This is a genomic window from Marinomonas piezotolerans (assembly GCF_003362755.1).
GTDB classification, from domain to species: domain Bacteria; phylum Pseudomonadota; class Gammaproteobacteria; order Pseudomonadales; family Marinomonadaceae; genus Marinomonas; species Marinomonas piezotolerans.
Genome location: NZ_QKRA01000005.1, coordinates 115,550 through 133,759 on the forward strand (window position 1 = coordinate 115,550; position 18,210 = coordinate 133,759).

An 18,210-nucleotide genomic window follows, 5' to 3' on the forward strand; every position below is an offset into this window, starting at 1 on the left:
ATGTACCAAATTGGACAACGTTGGAGCAGCCGAAATGAACCAGATCTTGGTATCGGCATCATCACTGAAAAACAACACAAATCCTTTGTCTTATTTTTCTCCGACGCGGAGTCGGAGCGTAACTATGCAAACGGTCAAACGAGCTTGGTTCGCCGCACACTGACACCAGGCGATCAACTTTTTTTTGAAGGTGAGGCCTACATTGTAGAAGACGTTCGTGAATACGATGGTCTGATGGAGTATTTTTTTAATGGTGAGTGGATTGATGAATCCGAAATCCAATTTCCACGCAATGATAAAAACGAACTGGATGCCATTTTAGCCCTGTCTCCTGCTAGACGAATGTGGTTTGATCTGCGCCGTAAAACTCTAGAGCATCAAGCCGCTCACTCAGCAAGCCCTGTCCGAGGATTGATGGGACTCAAAGCTGAGCTATTACCGCACCAGATTTACTTGGCTCATGATATCGCTAACCGCCCTGCCGCGCGTGCGCTTCTATGTGACGAAGTGGGTATGGGGAAAACGCTGGAAGCTGGCCTGATTTTGCACCACCGAGTCCTCAATGGGCTGTCTCGCAGAGCTTTAATTCTAACGCCAACTAATCTACAACATCAGTGGTTAGTCGAAATGCTGCGTCGCTTCCACCAGCCTTTCACTTTGATAAATGAAGCTGTCTACGAAGATTATATGGAAGGCGATGATAATCCCTTCGATGAACAACCATTTGTGATCGCACCCATTGATTGGGTGGCTTCAAATAGCAAAGCCGCCCAACACATGCTGGCATCAGATTGGGATATGGTAATTGTTGACGAAGCGCATCATTTAGCTTGGGACCCTGAAACTCCAAGCATTGGTTACCAACTCGTCCAAAGGCTTGCAGAAACGTCTGAATCACTTTTGCTATTGAGTGCAACGCCAGAACAAACTGGAGAGCGAGAGCACTTTTCTCGACTACAACTTCTTGATAAAGAGCACTACCATAGCTTTGAGGTATACCAAGCTCAACAAACAGAGTTTGCTCAAGCCGCCAACCTAGCTGAAAAAATACTGCCGTACACCGAAGCAAACAACTCACTCACCACTCCTGATTGGACCTCGATATTTGGTCAATATGCCCCAGAAGTGCAAGCGAAAGAGTGGTTTGCTGGGTTGAGTAACAGTGATAAGCATATTCAAGTTAACGCCGCACTGGATGCCGTCAATTGGCTGATTGATCGTCATGGTACAGGGCGCGAAGTATTCCGTAATACCCGTGCAGCTATTGGCGGATTTCCTGAGCGTCGTCTGCGCACCTATGCGTTAACTAACAACGAGCACTTTGCCTCGGCTGCTCACCACGTCTTACCTGAGTCGAACGTCGATCATGGTGTGTGGGGGCAAGATCCACGCTGGGAGTGGCTGAAAGAATTCCTCGACACGGCGCGCACGAAAGTATTAATCATTTGCCACACCCCTGACATGGCGCAATGGCTCAACGATCAACTCAATTTTGCCGGTTTCCTAAGTGCCGATTTTCATGAGCAAATGCCGCTGATCCATCGTGATCGCGCTGCGGCTTATTTTGCCGATCCTGAAGGTGCTCAAGTATTAGTCTGCTCTGAAATTGGCAGTGAAGGTCGCAATTTCCAATTCAGCCATACCTTAGTGATGTACGACTTGCCTGAGCATCCAGACTTACTGGAGCAGCGTATCGGTCGATTAGATCGACTAGGGCAACGTAACACGGTAGAAATCCATGTGCCGTACCTCGAAAATAGCGTCCAAGAGCGTTTGTGCCATTGGTATCATCGAGCACTTAACGCCTTTGAACGTACGACAGGAGTAGGTGACAAAGTAAATGTCACATTTAAAGAGCCCCTTCAAGCTTACTTGCTAGGACACGATGATGACGAAGCCTTGCTCGACGAGGCAAAAATCTACCATGAAGCCTTGCTCAAACAGATGGAAGAAGGACGCAATCGTCTTCTAGAAATGACCTCTTGCCGCCCTACTGAAGCCAACACCTTGATCGAAAAAATTAATGATCAAGCCACTTTTGGCTTGCACGACTACATTGAGCAGGTCACGCATGCTTTCAACATTCATGCAGAGTGTATGAACGACAACCCTGATCAAGCTGCGTGGTTTGTCCGCCCGTCAACAGACATGATGTTAGAAGCACTGCCTGGCATCGAAGAAGAAGGCAAAATGCTGATGCTGGATCGACGCCAAGCCAGTCAACGCGAAGATGTCGCTTTTGCGACATGGGAACATCCTTTAATCACCATGTTAATGGATGAAGTTCAAGGCTTTGATTCAGGCAAGCTTACGTCAGCGATACTTCCGATTGCAGCACTACCTGAAGGCACAGTGTTAGTTGAAAGTATGTTTGTGATTGAAACCAGCGGCCACCCTCGTTTAAAACTCGCACAGACATTACCCATGACACCCATTTGGCAATTATCAGATGCTAATGGCAAATTCCTACATGGCCAATTCACCGCAGAGAAATGGGCAGAGAAATTAAAAGGGGTCCCAAATCGTGTCGCTGAGCAATGGGTTGCAGCCTTACGTCCACAGTTGCTAGAGATTCTTCAAGCGCATCAACTTAATGCCCAAGATCAATCGCGCCCAACGGTGCACGCTGCAAAAGAAGCTTACCAGCGCAAGTGGCAGTCTGAAATTGATCGTTTGCGTGAACTACAAAAGCAAAACGCGGCCATCAAAGACGAACAGATTGAACTGTTTGAGGGTTACTTATCTGAAGGTTTAACACGAATCGATGACCACCAAGTACGCTTGGATGGTATTCGTATTATCCTAACGACTAAGCCCGAGTAAACAGGTGTTAAACGTCCTCTATGAAGATGATTGGCTGGTTGTGATTAATAAACCAGCCAATTGCCTATCTGTGCCAGGCCGCGGGCCGGATAAATATGATTCGATCTTAACCCGAGCGGTAGAACACTATGGTGAAGCGCATGCGATACACCGCCTTGACTGTGCTACGTCTGGCATCATACTGGTTGCACGCACCCTCGAATGCCAAAAACGTATGTACGCTCAATTTCGAGAACGGCACGTAGAAAAAGAGTATCAGGCCCTTGTGCGAGGAAAGGTCGCGGGGCAATGGGGCGAAATACGTAAGCCTCTAAGGTGTGATTGGGATCAACGTCCCAGACAAATGATCTGTACCCAGTGGGGCAAAGATGCCATCACTCGATGGCGCCCTATAAGCATTGAAGAAGGTTGCACGCGCATTAGCTTAACACCGATTACTGGGCGCTCACATCAACTGAGAGTTCATATGCAAAGCCTAGGTCACTCTATCATCGGAGACGAATTTTACGACCCTGAAAAAACTGACATGGATACCCGTTTGCTATTACATGCTTATCGTATTGAGTTCTTTCATCCGTTTACCAAGGCATGGATAAAATTTGTCGCTCCGTGTCCTTTTTAATATTTTCAGCCTACTTGACCATAGAAAAAAGGGATAGACATGGAGTACAACAGCAATCAGTACATCGGTAAGTTACTAACCACTGTCGGTGTAATCGCCTTGTCTGTCGGACTAATGCTGCTTATATGGCACTTAGCATATGTACTCATACTGCTATTTGGCGGCCTTCTTTTCGGGGTGTTTTTAGCGGGCATTGCGTCTGCACTTCGTAGGATTTTGCCTCTCCCTCACTGGAGTCTTGTTTTATTAGTCACCATCGCACTCATCTCCCTGCTTACTTTAGTAGCCTTTATAGCGGGTCCTGCCATTGCAGAGCAGCTTATTCAACTCAGAACAGAGTTATCTAATGCGATTGGCCAACTAAAAGCTTCTATCCAACATCAATCCTGGGGCCAGCCGCTAATGAACTGGATACAGCAACAATGGGAGAACGCTCCATTATCTCCCAGACGTCTGATGGATCAGGTAACAGGTGCTTTTTCAACCCTATTCGGCTCGTTAGCTGATTTATTGGTGATATTCTTTATCGGTTTTTATTTAGCCCTTCATCCTAAGCCTTATACTGAAGGGACTTTGTATTTATTTTCAAGAGACAAACGTCGGCGACTTCGAGACGTTATGCAAGCGGTTTATCACGCTTTGAAATGGTGGTTAATCGGGCGCGCAACTTCTATGAGCGTAGTAGGTACCCTTACCGCTATTGGCTTGTGGGTCATCGACATGCCATTGATTATGACACTTGCATTACTCGCTGGGTTACTGTCATTTATACCGTTTTTAGGCCCTATCGTTGCCGCTATACCCGCTATTTTAGTCGGGCTTATTGATGGCCCCAGCCAAGCTATCTATGTCGTAGTTATCTATGTTTTAGTACAGTTCTTAGAAAGCAATATCATCACGCCTTATGTACAAATCAAAGCAGTATCTTTGCCACCAGCAGTGATGCTTAGCGGTCAACTTCTGATGGGAGCAATATTTGGGATTCACGGTTTAGCTCTTTCAACACCATGGCTCGTTTCGGTCATTGTTATAGTACAAATGCTCTATATTCAAGATGTGCTAAAGGAGAAGGTATCACCATTAGGTCAACCCTAATCCATAGCTTAGATATCATGACCGTTTCAAAAAACGCTCTTAGCCAGTCGCGTACACCATCACCAACTTGGTCATGGCCTAGCACTTTTTTAAACGTAATTTGAAATCGTCATTTTACGCCAAACATCGGCGGCTGCTTGATGCAGTAAACCATGTCGTGCTGCAATAACATTATGGTCGTGATCATACCCCCCGCCTATAACACAAGCGATTGGAGCGCCATATTCAACGACTTGGTTGATAATGTATCGATCTCGATTAAAAATTCCCGAATCCGAAAGCTGCACATGACCTAACCGATCATCCTTATGAACGTCCACTCCCCCATCGTAAAACACGAAGTCAGGGCAATGCACTTTAAGAAGCTCTGGGATATTAGACTCGATGATTTCTAGGTACTCTCTGTCTTCTGCACCTTTAGGAATAGAAATATTGATACCAGTCGACTGCTTTACCAATGGGTAGTTATCATCGCAATGAAACGAAACGGGCACGACCTGTGACTGATTGCTAAAAAACGCTGTGGTGCCATCGCCTTGATGCACATCGCAATCAATAATCATAATTTTGTTGGCTCGCTTCGTATAGATCAGATCTAATGCAGCGACGGCAAGATCATTAAAGATACAAAAACCAGCACCACGATCAGGAAAAGCATGGTGAGTCCCTCCCGCAAGATGGCATGCTAGACGATGTTTTATTGCCAAATCTGCGGTTAACATGGTTCCAGAGACCGCTCGAAGCGTTCGCTCAACCAACCACTCACTCCAAGGTAAACCGATGTCTTTCTGCTCTTGAGTGCTTAACTTTCCGCGAATAAACCTTTGTACGTACTCTTGATCGTGGGCACGCATTAACGCACTCAACGACAAAGGCGACGGGCTGTAGCAATTTTGCTCAGTAAGAATCCCTAATGCTTCCAAGTGCTCAGCCAATAAACGGAACTTTGGCATTGGGAAGCGATGGCGGTCAGGAAAAGGAATGCTGTAATGAGGATGGTAGACAAGTGGTAAGTTCAAAATCTTCTTTTATTAATTCAGTCGCAAATGTGTGTTTACCATACCGCTAGCGTCGTTTAGCTACCAGTAGTTTTCTAACGGCAAGATTAAAGGAATCTACTAAATGTGGCGGTATCCCTTTACCACTTTCAAAATTGACTTTTTGGATGGCTCGCATCGCGCTTTTCTTGTATTCATCACCCGATTTGCCCCACACAACGTCTATAAACTGAACCGCCATGGACAAGATAAAAGCGCCTTGCGGGATCATGCCTCCAACCAGCCCCTCCGGGTACCCTGTTCCATCAAAGCGCTCTTTGTATGAACTAACAATATCAATTGCCAATTCCCAGCCAGCGTGTTTGCTAAGCAATTGGGCACCAACCATCGGATGATTTCTTTCTGCACGCAATTTTGCTTCTTCATCGTCTTGGCATTTTAAAATCATCGCCATGCCCATATTATGCATATACGCCGCAGCCGCAAGCTGTGCTTTATCTTCTGGATTACGGCATTCGTTATTAATCAACTGACAAAGCTTTAGAATTCGCTCTCCGCGCTCGGGAGCATAACCAAGTAAGCGGTTAAGTCGAGCACTGAATTGACGAAATTGCTCAATATCAGACAGCTGGGCGTCAGTGTATTCAACACGAATAATTAAATCGTCTTCTGAAGCGGTAGTTGCTGTTGGGGCTGGATCGTCGCTCAACAATCGAAGCAGCTCGTCGGCATAATGACACCTTTGAGACTGCTCTTCTTGAGCATAAATTTTATCAAGATAGGACTGCAACAAATTGAGCAACTTACTATCTGCACCATGATGCTGATGTAACTGATTAAATAATAAGAGAATCTTATCTAAGACAGTATTAATTAGCTCACCCAGTACAGAATCGTACTCGATGTATCCCCCGCGCATCCCATCTACAATCTCCTCTAGACGATGAAGAGCATCGACAAGAGGGTCTAAAAAGCAAACTGAGCAGTTGCCCTTCATACTATGTAAAGAGCGAAAAAGATTATCGAGCTTCTCATGGCTGAAACCCGTTTCTTCAATATCATTGATGATACTCTCAATCTCTTGTTGCGCTTCTAGGTAGCACTCCAACAAATCATCTTTCAGCTCTTTATCTAAAGCAGAAAACTCTTTACAGGCAAAATGCTCCATATTCTCCGTCCAACGGCTTAATTAATCATCATGAGATGTACATCTCACTTAATTGTAGTGTCTATCTAAGACATAATGAACAAAACGAATGTATCTTTCTGAAAATACCTACGAGGAAATATGGCTATTTGGTTAATGAAGTCCGAACCGGATGAGTTCTCGATCAATGATTTAAAAACAAAACAACGCGCGAACTGGGATGGTGTACGCAACTTTCAAGCCCGAAATTACATGCGAGATATGGCTCAGGGAGATTTGGTGCTGTTCTATCATTCGAGTTGCAAGGTACCAGGAATCGTTGGCACGGCAACAGTATCGAAAACCGCTCATCCTGATCCAAGCTGTTTAGATCCTAACAGCCCTTATTTCGATCCAAAGTCGACTCAAGAATCCCCGCGCTGGGTTCAAGTAGAGCTCACATTTGAGTCGAAATTTGCCAACCCTATTACTTTAGCAATGATGAAAGCCATGCCAGAGCTAGAAGGATTCCCATTAGTAAAGAAAGGAAATCGCCTTAGTGTTATGCCGGTCGCAGATGGTTATTGGGCCGCACTGCAAGCATTATAACTTAGTGGTAGCCACGGTCGCGGGCTTTCGTCCCTAAGCCGCGATCAAAGTAATAACGCAACTCTAATCCCATATACGGTAAAATATCAGATCCGCCATCACGAATCAGAGCACCAACCGCTAAATGTTGCCGATATTTTTCAGGCTGAATAAACGTCTCTAATCGCCATCCTTCACGGTTATCAAAACGCTCACGATAAAGCCCTATGCGACGATTACTATCGGGATACCAAATTACTCCAGCCTTCACTGATGTAAACTTTTCAAAAGTGTCGCTGTAGCTTGAATAACGCCAATCTATCGTGACATCTTCAGCGTAATACGATGCAAGTAAATGAGTCACGGGCTTCTGTTGAGTCTCAAATGCTCCTGAACGAGATTTTTTCTGTAATGTTCCAAACCCGAGCCCGACTCGCCCTTCTGAAACACGCACAAAACCAAGACCGTTAAACTCAGACAATGCAAAATCGCCATACACGTTGTCACCGAAGATATAATTGCTATCAAGGTTTATTTGCGCTGAAAAATACTCTAATACAGGAATATTGACAGTAAAATCTATATTAAACAGCTCAGCACCAATGGCTGTACCTCCCCCTAAACTTAACTCAAAGTTAGGCAGTTCACGCTCTGCTGATGCATAGCTTGATAGTACAATGCATGCAGTTACCGTAAACAGTTTGGCAAATTTCATAAAGCATCCGTTACTTAAAGGCGATACTAAATGGTATGCGTTTTTGAGGTGCGAGTCATGGTGCAATTGCAGAGTTGTATGGATTTCATGTTTTCACAGACAGACACCTATGGGAATCGAGCCAAAACCCCAATATAATGTGCGCCAAAGTCATCAGACTCACATATTTACTAGGTTTACATTTTCACATGGCTAAGAAACTCTTTATCCAGACACATGGCTGCCAAATGAACGAATACGATTCTTCTCGTATGGCTGATTTACTTGGCGACTCTCACGAGATGGAGCTCACCGACAATGCAGAAGAAGCAGATGTTCTACTGCTAAATACCTGTTCAATTCGTGAAAAAGCGCAAGATAAGGTGTTCCACCAACTTGGTCGGTGGAAAAAGCTCAAGGAAAAGAATCCAAACCTAAAAATTGGTGTAGGAGGCTGTGTTGCATCGCAAGAAGGTGACAACATTCGTAAACGCGCCAAGCATGTCGATATGATTTTTGGGCCACAGACGCTGCACAAGCTACCACAAATGGTCGATGCCGCTGCAAACTCAATTCCGATTACAGACGTTACCTTCCCTGAAATTGAGAAATTTGACCATTTACCGGCACCACGTGTAGACGGCGCAGAAGCATTTGTTTCTATCATGGAAGGATGCAGCAAATACTGCACCTTTTGTGTTGTCCCTTATACACGAGGCGAGGAAGTCAGCCGACATTTTGAAGACATTCTAAAAGAAGTCGCTCAACTCGCTGAGCAAGGTGTTCGCGAAATTCATTTATTAGGGCAAAACGTAAATGCCTACCGCGGAGAAGATGCTAACGGCGAGGAAATGGATCTAGCAGACATCATTCACGCAGTAGCGAACGTCAATGGGGTCGAGCGCATTCGCTTCACGACATCACACCCTGTTGAGTTTACCGACAGCTTAATTGAAGCTTTCCGTACACAGCCTAAGCTAGTCAGCCATCTACATTTACCTGTACAAAGCGGCTCAGACAGTGTTCTATCGAACATGAAACGTGGGCATGATCGTCAGTATTACATTGACAAGATTAATCGAATCAAAGCGGCCCGCCCAGGTATTAGTTTATCGTCCGACTTTATCATCGGCTTCCCTGGCGAAACCGATGAAGATTTCATAGACACCATGAATTTGATCCAAGAAATCGGTTTTGATCACTCGTTTAGCTTTGTTTACAGCCAACGACCTGGTACGCCCGCAGCACAATTAGATGACACAACGCCCGAAGAGGTTAAAAAAGAGCGGTTAGCGATTTTACAGCGTCGTATTGTTCAACAAGCCTATGACATCAGCCTTAGCATGGTTGGCAACATCGAGCGTATTTTGGTTAGCGGCTATTCGCCACGTGATCCAGGCAAATTGCAGGGTCGTACAGAAAACAACCGCATCGTGAATTTTCAAGCAGATGATCCACAACTCATCGGAAAGTTTGCCGATGTCGTGATCACCGATGCATACCCTAATTCTCTTCTCGGCGAACTTGCCGGTTCGGAATTGGATTCAGACTTCGAATTATCTAAATAAGGTAAACTTTGGACAATACATCCGTAACATCCCAACAATTTCGCCTAGAGCCCGCCGATGCAACGGCATTGGCGGCTTTGTGCGGACAATTCGACGATCACTTAAAACAAATCGAACATCGACTAAGTGTCACAATTCAGCATCGCGGAGAACTTTTTGAAGTATCTGGTGAAGACAGCGATCATGTTGCCGCGGCAAAGGTTCTGCTCGAAAGCATATATCGTGAAGCACTAGCCCAGAAAGAAATCACCAAAGAGGCCATTCACTTGTATTTACAAGAGTCGGCGATAGAGGCGCTTTCAAAAGGTAAAGCTGAACGTGATCAAGTGGTCATCAAAACACGCAAGGCCTACATCAAACCAAAAGGCAAAAATCAGCAAAGTTACGTACAACAAATTCGTAAACATGACATTAATTTTGGAATAGGCCCTGCCGGGACAGGTAAAACCTACTTAGCGGTTGCTTGTGCCGTAGAAGCATTAGAAGCTGATCGTGTAGAGCGTATTATGCTAGTTCGTCCTGCCGTCGAAGCAGGAGAAAAATTAGGCTTCTTACCAGGCGATTTATCTCAAAAAATTGACCCTTACTTACGACCGTTGTACGACGCTCTTTATGAAATGTTAGGTTTCGAGCTAGTAGATAAACTAATCGAGAAGAATGTGATTGAAATCGCACCTCTCGCGTTCATGCGAGGACGAACACTCAATAACTCTTTCATCATTCTCGATGAAAGCCAAAATACGACGCGCGAACAAATGAAAATGTTCCTTACGCGGATCGGTTTTGGTTCCACAGCTGTGATTACCGGTGACCGTACTCAAGTTGATTTACCTCGAGGTACCAATTCAGGCCTAGCCCATGCAATGCACGTACTGGATAACGTCAATGGCATTAGCATGACTCATTTTGCGGCCTCGGATGTGGTACGTCATCCTCTGGTTCAGCGCATTGTTGAAGCCTATGACAAATTTGATGACCAGCAGGAAGCTGAGCGCAAAGAACGTGAGGCAAAGCGTCAAGCTGAGCGCGATGCCCAAAACACTGATCAAGGTCAATAAACGTGGCAAATCTAGATTTAGACTTACAGCTAGCTTGTGCGCTGCAAACAGAACTTCCAAGTGAGACTCAATTTCACGCTTGGTGCGTGGCTGCCCTACCTAAAGATTGCGAATTCGAAATGACGATCCGCATTGTTGACGAGGCCGAAAGCCAAGCTCTAAACCATGAATATCGTGGGAAAGACAAGCCCACCAATGTTTTGTCTTTTCCGTTTGAGGTACCTGACGGCATTGAGCTTCCATTACTCGGTGATTTAGTGATCTGTCGTCAAGTCGTCGAGCAAGAAGCCATTGAACAGCGTAAAGACTTATCACACCATTGGGCGCATATGGTCGTACATGGTGTATTGCATTTATGCGGCTATGATCATATAAAGGACGATGACGCAGAGGAAATGGAAGCCCTTGAAACAAAAATCTTAGCCTCCATGTCTATCCCTGACCCATATTTAGTAAATGAGTGAGTTTCTCCCACTATGAGCGAAGACCGATCGGGAAGTTCTAGCGATCAGCAGAAATCTTGGTTTGAACGTTTAGCGCAAGCCTTTCATGACGAACCACGCAATCGCAAAGACATCATTGAGCTTTTGCAAACAGCGGTTAAATCCGAAGTAATTGATCGTGATGCCTATTCCATTGCAGAAGGCGCACTGGAAGTATCTGAAGTTCAGGCGCGCGATATCATGATTCCACCTTCTCAAATGGTGGTGATTAAGTCTGAAGATGACCCTAAGACATCTATCCGTAAAGTGATTGATTCTTCGCACTCCCGTTTTCCCGTGGTAGGTGAAGATTCTGATGAGATTCTAGGGGTTCTATTAGCAAAAGACTTACTGCCATTGCTGTTTAAAGAAGGGGAAGTGACTCTGGAAGATATTCTAGACCGCTTGCGCCCTGCTAACTTTATTCCTGAAAGTAAGCGGCTTAACGTTTTGCTCAATGACTTCCGTACTAAACGGTATCATATGGCGATAGTCCTTGATGAATACGGCAGTGTTTCTGGGCTGGTCACGATCGAGGATGTGCTCGAACAAATCGTAGGTGAGATAGAAGACGAAACTGACCGCCTAGAAAATGAAGACATCCAAGCCACTGAGCAGGAAGGTATTTTCCTCGTTCCTGCGCTAGTGTCGGTGGAAGACTTTAACGAATTCTTCAACGCCCAACTTAGTGAAGAAGAATTTGACACCATCGGTGGAATTATCGTTCAGCAATTTGGCCATGTGCCAACGCGCGGAGAGGATATTACGTTCGAAGGGTTCCATTTTAACGTAGTCAAATCCGATGGTCGTCGAGTTAAAACTCTCCAAGTCACTAAAGCAACAGACCAAGACGCGACCTAAATATGACGACTAATGCCACCTTGGACACATTAAACGTTACAGGGTGGCGTTTACGCATCCTAAACTCTATTCTGCGCTCCCCTGCTCGTCATATCATTATTAGCTTGTTGCTTGGCGCCCTAAGTACACTCAGCTTTGCACCTTTCTATATATGGCCACTCTATCTGCTCAACATCGCCTATTTATATGTATTGCTTCACTGTTCAGCAAATAAAAAGCATGCATTCTATTTCGGTGTTAGCAATGCATTCGGTTTATTTGGTAGTGGTATTTCTTGGATTTATGTCAGTATTGCTGATTTCGGCCAAGTCGGATTACCGATAGCGATCGGAATCACCTTTGGTCTAATCGCCGTAATGTCTATCTATTGGGGGTTAATCGGTGTTGGCCTCAAAGTAGTACAAACAAATCTTTCTCCTAAGTTTTGGGCGGTGGCGTTCATCACACTGTTTCTGATGTTTGAATGGCTTCGCAGCTGGCTGTTTACAGGTTTTCCATGGCTATTGCCAGGTTATATTAGTGAAAAAAGCTGGTTGTTTGAGTGGCTACCGCTGGGCGGAATATGGTTGGTGAGCGCATTATGCTTACTGACAAGCGTATCTGTAGGGCACTTTTTTCTTCAACCTTCGCGACGCTTATTAGCTATCACAAGCCTAATTTGGTGCATCTCTGGTGGGCTCAGCTTATATTCTCCAGAATATGTAACCGCTTCGGATCAGCATACAATAACGCTGGTTCAAGGGAATTTAGCTCAAGACGAGAAATGGCTAGCGGATAACGCCGCTCCGACACTCTCTTACTATCAGCAAGCGACGATAGAGAACCTACAAAGTGACCTTGTCGTTTGGCCTGAGACCGCCATCACGTATCTGTTAAGCCAAGTAAAACCGTACCTTGCTTCTTTTTCTGAAGAACTCGCACAACAAGGCACGACGCTCATTACGGGGGTGCCCGTTTGGGATCAAGATAAAGATACTTATTACAATAGCGTCTGGGCGACAGGCAATGGCTTTGGGCTTTACCAAAAGCAAAAGCTGGTACCGTTTGGTGAATACATCCCACTTGCTAATTGGTTTGGGCCAATCTTTGATCTTTTCGGCATGCCAATGTCTCAGTTCAGCCGAGGGGAACCCAACCAGCCGACATTGCAAGCAGGAGAATTAAGCGTTGCCCCATTCATATGTTACGAAGTGGTCTACCCTGGATTAGTTCGCAATATGGTAAGAGATAGCGACGTTCTACTAACCATCAGTAATGATGGTTGGTTTGGTGACTCAATTGGCCCATTACAACATATGCAGATAGCGCAATTCAGAGCGAAGGAGTCAGGGCGATATATGATTAGAGCCACCAATACAGGTGTGACAGCTATTATTGATGAACATGGTTCGGTACAAGCCCAGCTACCACAATTTACACGAGCAACTTTAACTGGAGCATTCAAGACATTTTCAGGAAATACACCCTATGTCATGTGGGGAAACAGCGCCCTGTGGATCTGTCTTATTTGCCTGTTAGCTGTTTGCTTAATTCCTAGCCAAACTCGCAGTAAATAGGTCACATAAAGACGATGGTGCCGGAGACCTGTCACCATCGTCTGACATAGTAACTACAGCTCTCCTTGAAAATACAGAACACCATAATGACAAACGTCACAAGTAGCTAATATTCCCTGCTCATGAGTATTTTCATGACCACAATCCATACAAATATACCGTCCAGCTTGAGCCTCTTGCCCCGCTACAGAACAACGCTCTAACGGTACTGGGTTATTATTTGCATGATTAAGCAACCAGAGTAAGGCGGCATCTTCTCGTTTATCAAGATCTTCTAATAGCTCCTCACTCTCATCTTTCACCAGATGCCAGTTTGCATCGACCCATGCCTCAACATAACCCATTTGATCATGCCAGTACGCTCGCATTAACTCGACATCCTCTAAGAACCAGTTTTTAGCACCTGCTAAGGTTTTTTTTGCTTCTTCGACCAAATCAAGGTCTGTATTGGGTTCTTTTTTCATAGAATCTACAACTCCATCGTTATGTGCCTTCTAATCAGAGCGGCATCTATATAAAATAGCGGATAATTATATTTTCTGTTGGCGAAATCGAAAAACCAACAACGCAAATCAAATTATTTATCAATTTGCGCATTATTCGCCAAGCACACTTAACGCCTATTCACGGGATGACTGAAACACATGCAAGAACAATATAGTCCGCAGCACATTGAATCTGCTGCACAAAGCTATTGGGATGAAAACAAAGTCTTTAAAGCTGTAGCCGATTCTTCCAAAGAAAAGTACTACTGCCTATCCATGTTCCCTTACCCAAGTGGTCGACTCCACATGGGGCATGTGCGTAATTACACGATTGGCGACGTCATCTCTCGCTACCAGCGTATGCTTGGAAAAAATGTTTTGCAACCAATGGGTTGGGATGCTTTTGGTATGCCAGCTGAAAACGCAGCGATCAAAAATAAAACCGCGCCAGGTAAGTGGACCGACGAAAATATCGCATACATGAAAGGCCAGCTTAAGAAGTTAGGCTTTGGTTACGATTGGGATCGAGAAATCGCCACATGTAAACCGGAATACTACAAGTGGGAACAATGGTTCTTTACTCAATTAGTAGAAAAAGGCTTGGCCTACAAGAAAACGTCAGCCGTAAACTGGTGTCCTGAAGACCAAACGGTATTAGCGAATGAACAGGTGGAAGATGGCGGCTGCTGGCGCTGTGGAACCCAAGTGGTCCGCAAGGAAATCCCTCAATGGTTTATTAAAATAACCGATTACGCAGAAGAGCTACTTAATGATTTAGACCAACTCGATGGATGGCCAGAAAAAGTCAAAGCGATGCAACGCAACTGGATCGGTCGCTCTGAGGGGTTAGAGTTCAGCTTTGCAATCGAAGGCAAAGAAGAGCGCTTATCCGTTTATACGACTCGTCCTGACACCATCATGGGCGTCACATACGTCGCCGTCGCGGCAGGTCATCCTCTGGCTCAAGAAGCAGCAGCGCAAAGCGAAACATTCGCAGCATTTGCGGAAGAATGTAAACACACCTCTACCACTGAAGCAGACCTTGCGACGGTCGAGAAAAAAGGTATGGATACTGGCTTCAAAGCCATTCATCCGATTACAGGCGAAAGTGTTCCAGTTTATGCAGCCAACTTTGTTTTAATGGAGTATGGCTCAGGTGCAGTAATGTCTGTTCCCGCTCATGACCAACGCGATTTTGAGTTTGCTCTTAAATATGGCCTCCCAATCAAGCAAGTCATTCAACCTAGCAATGACGAATCCATTGATTTAGCCAAAGAAGCGTTTACAGATAAAGGGACACTGTGCAACTCAGGCGAATTTGATGGTTTGGCGTTCAAAGAAGCATTTGATTCCATTTGTGCTTGGATGACAGAAAAAGGCATCGGTGAGAAGAAAGTAAACTACCGCCTACGCGATTGGGGCGTTAGTCGCCAGCGCTACTGGGGAGCACCGATCCCTACCATCAACTTAGAAGACGGCTCGGTTGTTACGACACCTCATGACCAACTACCCGTTGTACTACCTACGGAAGTTGTTATGGATGGGGTCAACTCCCCCATTAAGAACAACCCCGACTTTTCTGCAACAACATACAATGGGCTGCCTGCGGAACGTGAAACAGATACTTTTGATACGTTCATGGAGTCGTCTTGGTACTTTGCTCGCTACTGCTGCCCAGATTCAGATGAGGCGATGCTGACAGACGAAGCAAATTACTGGCTACCTGTTGACCAATACATAGGCGGAGTTGAGCACGCGATTCTTCACTTGCTCTACGCTCGTTTCTTCCATAAGTTGCTTCGTGATGCAGGGCTCGTTACATCTGATGAACCATTTAAGCGCTTACTCACACAAGGCATGGTCAACAAAGACGGTTCCAAAATGTCCAAATCTAAGGGCAACACAGTCGATCCACAGGAAATGATCGAGCGCTACGGTGCTGATACTGTTCGTCTATTTATGATGTTTACCGCACCACCTGAGCAGTCATTGGAGTGGAACGACGCGGGCGTTGATGGCTCATCACGCTTCCTTCGCCGCCTATGGGCTCTGTGCTACCGCCACTTAAATGCAGGCACGCCTAGTAAGTTGGACATTGAAAACTTATCTGGTGAGCAAAAAACTCTGCGCCGTAAGACTCACGAAACCATCAGCAAAGTCAGTGATGATGTTGAACGTCGCCAAACCTTTAACACCGCCATTGCAGCGGTAATGGAACTATGCAACGAAATAAGTAAGTTCGAAGACACCTCTGAAATGGGCTTAGCGGTTGAACGTGAAGCGTTAGAAGCAGCAATACTTCTTCTATCTCCTATTGTTCCGCATATTGCTCATCAGCTTTGGAGTGAGCTTGGCCATGAAGGTGATATCGTAGACGCTGGCTGGCCAACGACCGATGAAGCAGCACTAGTGAAAGATGAGCTGACAATTGTTGTACAGGTTCTAGGCAAAAAGCGTGCAGAGATCACTGTATCTGCCAAAGCGGATAACAAAGAAGTAGAAGCGCTCGCACTTGCGAATACAAACGTTCAAAAGTTCATTGAAGGCAAAACAGTACGTAAAGTCATTGTTGTCCCTGGACGATTAGTTAATATCGTTGCTAACTAAGCTCTAATTTAGCAACATTGGGGGTGGTCATTCCATCCCCATTCAATTTGATGGATGGAACATGTATCAACGCCGGTCTACTTTTTGGTTCGCTTTACCTTTCATAGCTTTTCTACTCACAGCTTGCGGGTTTCATTTGCGTGGGCAAGCCCCTGTGCCAGCAGCTCTACAACAGTTAACTTTAAACTTGGATTCAGGGTCTGCCGCATTTGAAAGAGAGCTGCGCACTTCATTGTCTCAATCGGGAATTAAAATTGTCGACTCGTTGAATGCAAGCAAGGACGTCTATGAATTGAAAGTGAATAGGCTAACCACAAGTGACACAGTTTTAGCGCGTGACTCGAGTAACGATGTTACTCAAATTGAGCGTCGCTTAAACGTTAACTATTTTATTCGAGATAACGAAGGCAAGTCTGTTTACGGCCCTCGAAATGTGAGTACTTCCATTACACTTAGTAATCAAACGGCCGAACAAAGCACAAAATCTGCGTACAACACACAACAAATGGAGCGTGCTGGCAGCCAACTGGCGAATGAACTAGTGTATGACCTAAGTTACGCGCCACTGTAATGAAAATCCGCCCTGATCAACTACCAAACGCTTTAGAAAAACAACTACAGCCAATTTATATCGTTTCAGGCGACGAAGTGCTACTTTGCCAAGAAGCAGCTGACAGCATTCGAAAAGCGGCTAGTCACTACGGTATTGAAGAGCGCCTACGTTATGTTGCAGATGCTCAATTTGATTGGCAGGAGGTTCTGAACGAACTGCAAGCCTTGTCTCTATTCTCTACTCGTCGGTTATTCGATATCCAAATCGACAAGCTTGGAGAAAAGCACTCTAAAGCACTGACTCAACTTGCTGAGTACGTAGGACAGGACAACGTTGTCCTTCTATCTCTCCCAAAAGTAGACAGCAGAACTCAACGCGCCAAATGGTTCCAAAAACTGGAGCAACAAGGTACTTTTCTACAAGTTTGGCCAATTGATCAATCACGTCTTCCCGCTTGGGTACAACAACGAGCTAAACAGCTTAACCTACATTTATCTCGTGAGGCTGCGGCTATTTTATGCGAGCGTGGTGAAGGCAACTTATTAGCCTTGTCTCAGGAGCTGGAAAAGCTTGTCCTCAGTCATGGTCCTGGCACTCAATTAGACGCCGAAACAATCACTGAAAGCGTCGCAGATTCTAGCCGCTACTCTATCTATGACTTAAGTGACCGATTATTGACAGGGAAATTAAAAGAAGCGCTGCATTGCCTTCATCAATTACGGTCCGAAGGCATTGAAGACAGTATTCTACTTTGGCTCTTTAATCGCGAACTAACCACTCTTAATCAACTAGGTGCGTTAGCGCACACCCACGGTTTACGGCAGGCATGCCAACAATTAAAAATTTGGGACAAACGCATTCCCGTTTACGAGAGTGCTTTTAGCCGACACAACGCACATACGCTAGGGTATATGCAGCGCTACGTCGCATTACTAGACCAAAGTATCAAAGGCTTATCTGGCCCGGACATCGAGCTTGGCTTTCGTAACCTTGTACTCATGTACTGTGGTGTAAAGCCCGTTGCCACAGAACTAGATATTTAAAACCCCCCTAGTAATTGAGTGACGAAAATTCGTGAAAAAGTCGCTTGTGTA

16 protein-coding genes are annotated in these 18,210 nt (G+C 45.3%); 12 read left to right on the forward strand and 4 right to left on the reverse strand.

The annotated features are described in order from the left end of the window. Genes rapA through DN730_RS12015 form a run of 3 tightly spaced genes read left to right on the forward strand, consistent with a single transcriptional unit; the run spans position 1 to position 4,540 of the window. On the forward strand, positions 1–2,823 hold the full coding sequence (gene rapA, locus DN730_RS12005) for an RNA polymerase-associated protein RapA (protein ID WP_115468385.1): 2,823 nt from the start codon (positions 1–3) through the stop codon (positions 2,821–2,823). A 4-nt stretch (positions 2,824–2,827) separates the two neighbouring features. Next, a complete protein-coding gene (locus DN730_RS12010; protein ID WP_115468386.1) occupies positions 2,828–3,445 on the forward strand; it encodes an RluA family pseudouridine synthase in 618 nt (205 codons plus the stop codon). A gap of 39 nt (positions 3,446–3,484) precedes the next feature. Beyond that, a complete protein-coding gene (locus DN730_RS12015; protein WP_115468387.1) occupies positions 3,485–4,540 on the forward strand; it encodes an AI-2E family transporter in 1,056 nt (351 codons plus the stop codon). Between the two features lie 89 nt (positions 4,541–4,629). Here DN730_RS12015 and DN730_RS12020 read toward each other — a convergent pair whose 3' ends face one another. Further along, positions 4,630–5,559, reverse strand: coding sequence for a histone deacetylase family protein (locus DN730_RS12020; protein ID WP_245957954.1), 930 nt, complete (start codon positions 5,557–5,559; stop codon positions 4,630–4,632). A 46-nt stretch (positions 5,560–5,605) separates the two neighbouring features. Next, positions 5,606–6,706, reverse strand: coding sequence for an HD domain-containing phosphohydrolase (locus DN730_RS12025; RefSeq protein WP_115468388.1), 1,101 nt, complete (start codon positions 6,704–6,706; stop codon positions 5,606–5,608). 120 nt (positions 6,707–6,826) lie between these two features. Here DN730_RS12025 and DN730_RS12030 point away from each other — a divergent pair, with 120 nt between their 5' ends. Continuing rightward, on the forward strand, positions 6,827–7,273 hold the full coding sequence (locus tag DN730_RS12030) for an EVE domain-containing protein (protein WP_115468389.1): 447 nt from the start codon (positions 6,827–6,829) through the stop codon (positions 7,271–7,273). Position 7,274: 1 nt separating this feature from the next. Here DN730_RS12030 and DN730_RS12035 read toward each other — a convergent pair whose 3' ends face one another. Next, positions 7,275–7,967 (reverse strand): hypothetical protein, encoded by a 693-nt coding sequence (locus tag DN730_RS12035; protein ID WP_115468390.1) that lies wholly within the window; start codon positions 7,965–7,967, stop codon positions 7,275–7,277. Between the two features lie 188 nt (positions 7,968–8,155). Here DN730_RS12035 and miaB point away from each other — a divergent pair, with 188 nt between their 5' ends. From miaB to lnt, 5 genes are read left to right on the forward strand one after another with little or no spacing between them, the layout of a single operon-like run. Then, entirely contained in the window at positions 8,156–9,514 is a 1,359-nt protein-coding gene (miaB, locus tag DN730_RS12040; RefSeq protein ID WP_115468391.1) for a tRNA (N6-isopentenyl adenosine(37)-C2)-methylthiotransferase MiaB, read from the forward strand. Between the two features lie 8 nt (positions 9,515–9,522). Beyond that, positions 9,523–10,572: a PhoH family protein gene (locus DN730_RS12045; protein WP_115468392.1), complete on the forward strand. Its 1,050-nt coding sequence runs from the start codon at positions 9,523–9,525 to the stop codon at positions 10,570–10,572. A gap of 2 nt (positions 10,573–10,574) precedes the next feature. Beyond that, the gene (gene ybeY / locus DN730_RS12050; protein ID WP_115468393.1) at positions 10,575–11,036 is read left to right on the forward strand and encodes an rRNA maturation RNase YbeY; all 462 of its coding nucleotides are present in this window, start codon (positions 10,575–10,577) and stop codon (positions 11,034–11,036) included. 12 nt (positions 11,037–11,048) lie between these two features. After that, positions 11,049–11,915 carry a CorC family transporter gene (locus tag DN730_RS12055; protein ID WP_115468394.1) on the forward strand — a complete coding sequence of 289 codons (867 nt, stop codon included), beginning with the start codon at positions 11,049–11,051 and terminating at the stop codon, positions 11,913–11,915. 2 nt (positions 11,916–11,917) lie between these two features. Further along, on the forward strand, positions 11,918–13,471 hold the full coding sequence (lnt, locus tag DN730_RS12060) for an apolipoprotein N-acyltransferase (protein WP_115468395.1): 1,554 nt from the start codon (positions 11,918–11,920) through the stop codon (positions 13,469–13,471). Between the two features lie 53 nt (positions 13,472–13,524). Here the strand turns inward: lnt and DN730_RS12065 are convergent, their stop codons facing one another. Next, positions 13,525–13,935, reverse strand: a complete 411-nt coding sequence (locus tag DN730_RS12065; RefSeq protein WP_115468396.1) for an Rpo12/RPC10 RNA polymerase subunit family protein — start codon at positions 13,933–13,935, stop codon at positions 13,525–13,527. 180 nt (positions 13,936–14,115) lie between these two features. On the opposite strand from DN730_RS12065, the gene leuS reads away from it, so the two are divergent. From leuS to holA, 3 genes are all read left to right on the forward strand, one after another. Next, positions 14,116–16,563, forward strand: a complete 2,448-nt coding sequence (gene leuS, locus DN730_RS12070) for a leucine--tRNA ligase (RefSeq protein ID WP_115468397.1) — start codon at positions 14,116–14,118, stop codon at positions 16,561–16,563. A gap of 61 nt (positions 16,564–16,624) precedes the next feature. After that, entirely contained in the window at positions 16,625–17,134 is a 510-nt protein-coding gene (locus DN730_RS12075; protein WP_115468398.1) for an LPS-assembly lipoprotein LptE, read from the forward strand. Further along, positions 17,134–18,159: a DNA polymerase III subunit delta gene (gene holA, locus DN730_RS12080; RefSeq protein WP_115468399.1), complete on the forward strand. Its 1,026-nt coding sequence runs from the start codon at positions 17,134–17,136 to the stop codon at positions 18,157–18,159. The genes DN730_RS12075 and holA overlap by 1 nt, the downstream gene beginning before the upstream one ends. The last annotated feature ends 51 nt before the right edge of the window (positions 18,160–18,210 follow it).

Bases quoted from the DNA above. Each gene is read 5' to 3' on its own strand.
- miaB (WP_115468391.1), top strand. From the start codon at position 8,156: ATGGCTAAGAAACTCTTTATCCAGACACATGGCTGCCAAATGAACGAA.
- DN730_RS12065 (WP_115468396.1), bottom strand. From the start codon at position 13,935: ATGAAAAAAGAACCCAATACAGACCTTGATTTGGTCGAAGAAGCAAAA.
- DN730_RS12025 (WP_115468388.1), bottom strand. From the start codon at position 6,706: ATGGAGCATTTTGCCTGTAAAGAGTTTTCTGCTTTAGATAAAGAGCTG.
- DN730_RS12030 (WP_115468389.1), top strand. From the start codon at position 6,827: ATGGCTATTTGGTTAATGAAGTCCGAACCGGATGAGTTCTCGATCAAT.
- DN730_RS12035 (WP_115468390.1), bottom strand. From the start codon at position 7,967: ATGAAATTTGCCAAACTGTTTACGGTAACTGCATGCATTGTACTATCA.
- holA (WP_115468399.1), top strand. From the start codon at position 17,134: ATGAAAATCCGCCCTGATCAACTACCAAACGCTTTAGAAAAACAACTA.
- DN730_RS12055 (WP_115468394.1), top strand. From the start codon at position 11,049: ATGAGCGAAGACCGATCGGGAAGTTCTAGCGATCAGCAGAAATCTTGG.
- lnt (WP_115468395.1), top strand. From the start codon at position 11,918: ATGACGACTAATGCCACCTTGGACACATTAAACGTTACAGGGTGGCGT.
- DN730_RS12015 (WP_115468387.1), top strand. From the start codon at position 3,485: ATGGAGTACAACAGCAATCAGTACATCGGTAAGTTACTAACCACTGTC.
- leuS (WP_115468397.1), top strand. From the start codon at position 14,116: ATGCAAGAACAATATAGTCCGCAGCACATTGAATCTGCTGCACAAAGC.
- rapA (WP_115468385.1), top strand. From the start codon at position 1: ATGTACCAAATTGGACAACGTTGGAGCAGCCGAAATGAACCAGATCTT.
- DN730_RS12075 (WP_115468398.1), top strand. From the start codon at position 16,625: ATGTATCAACGCCGGTCTACTTTTTGGTTCGCTTTACCTTTCATAGCT.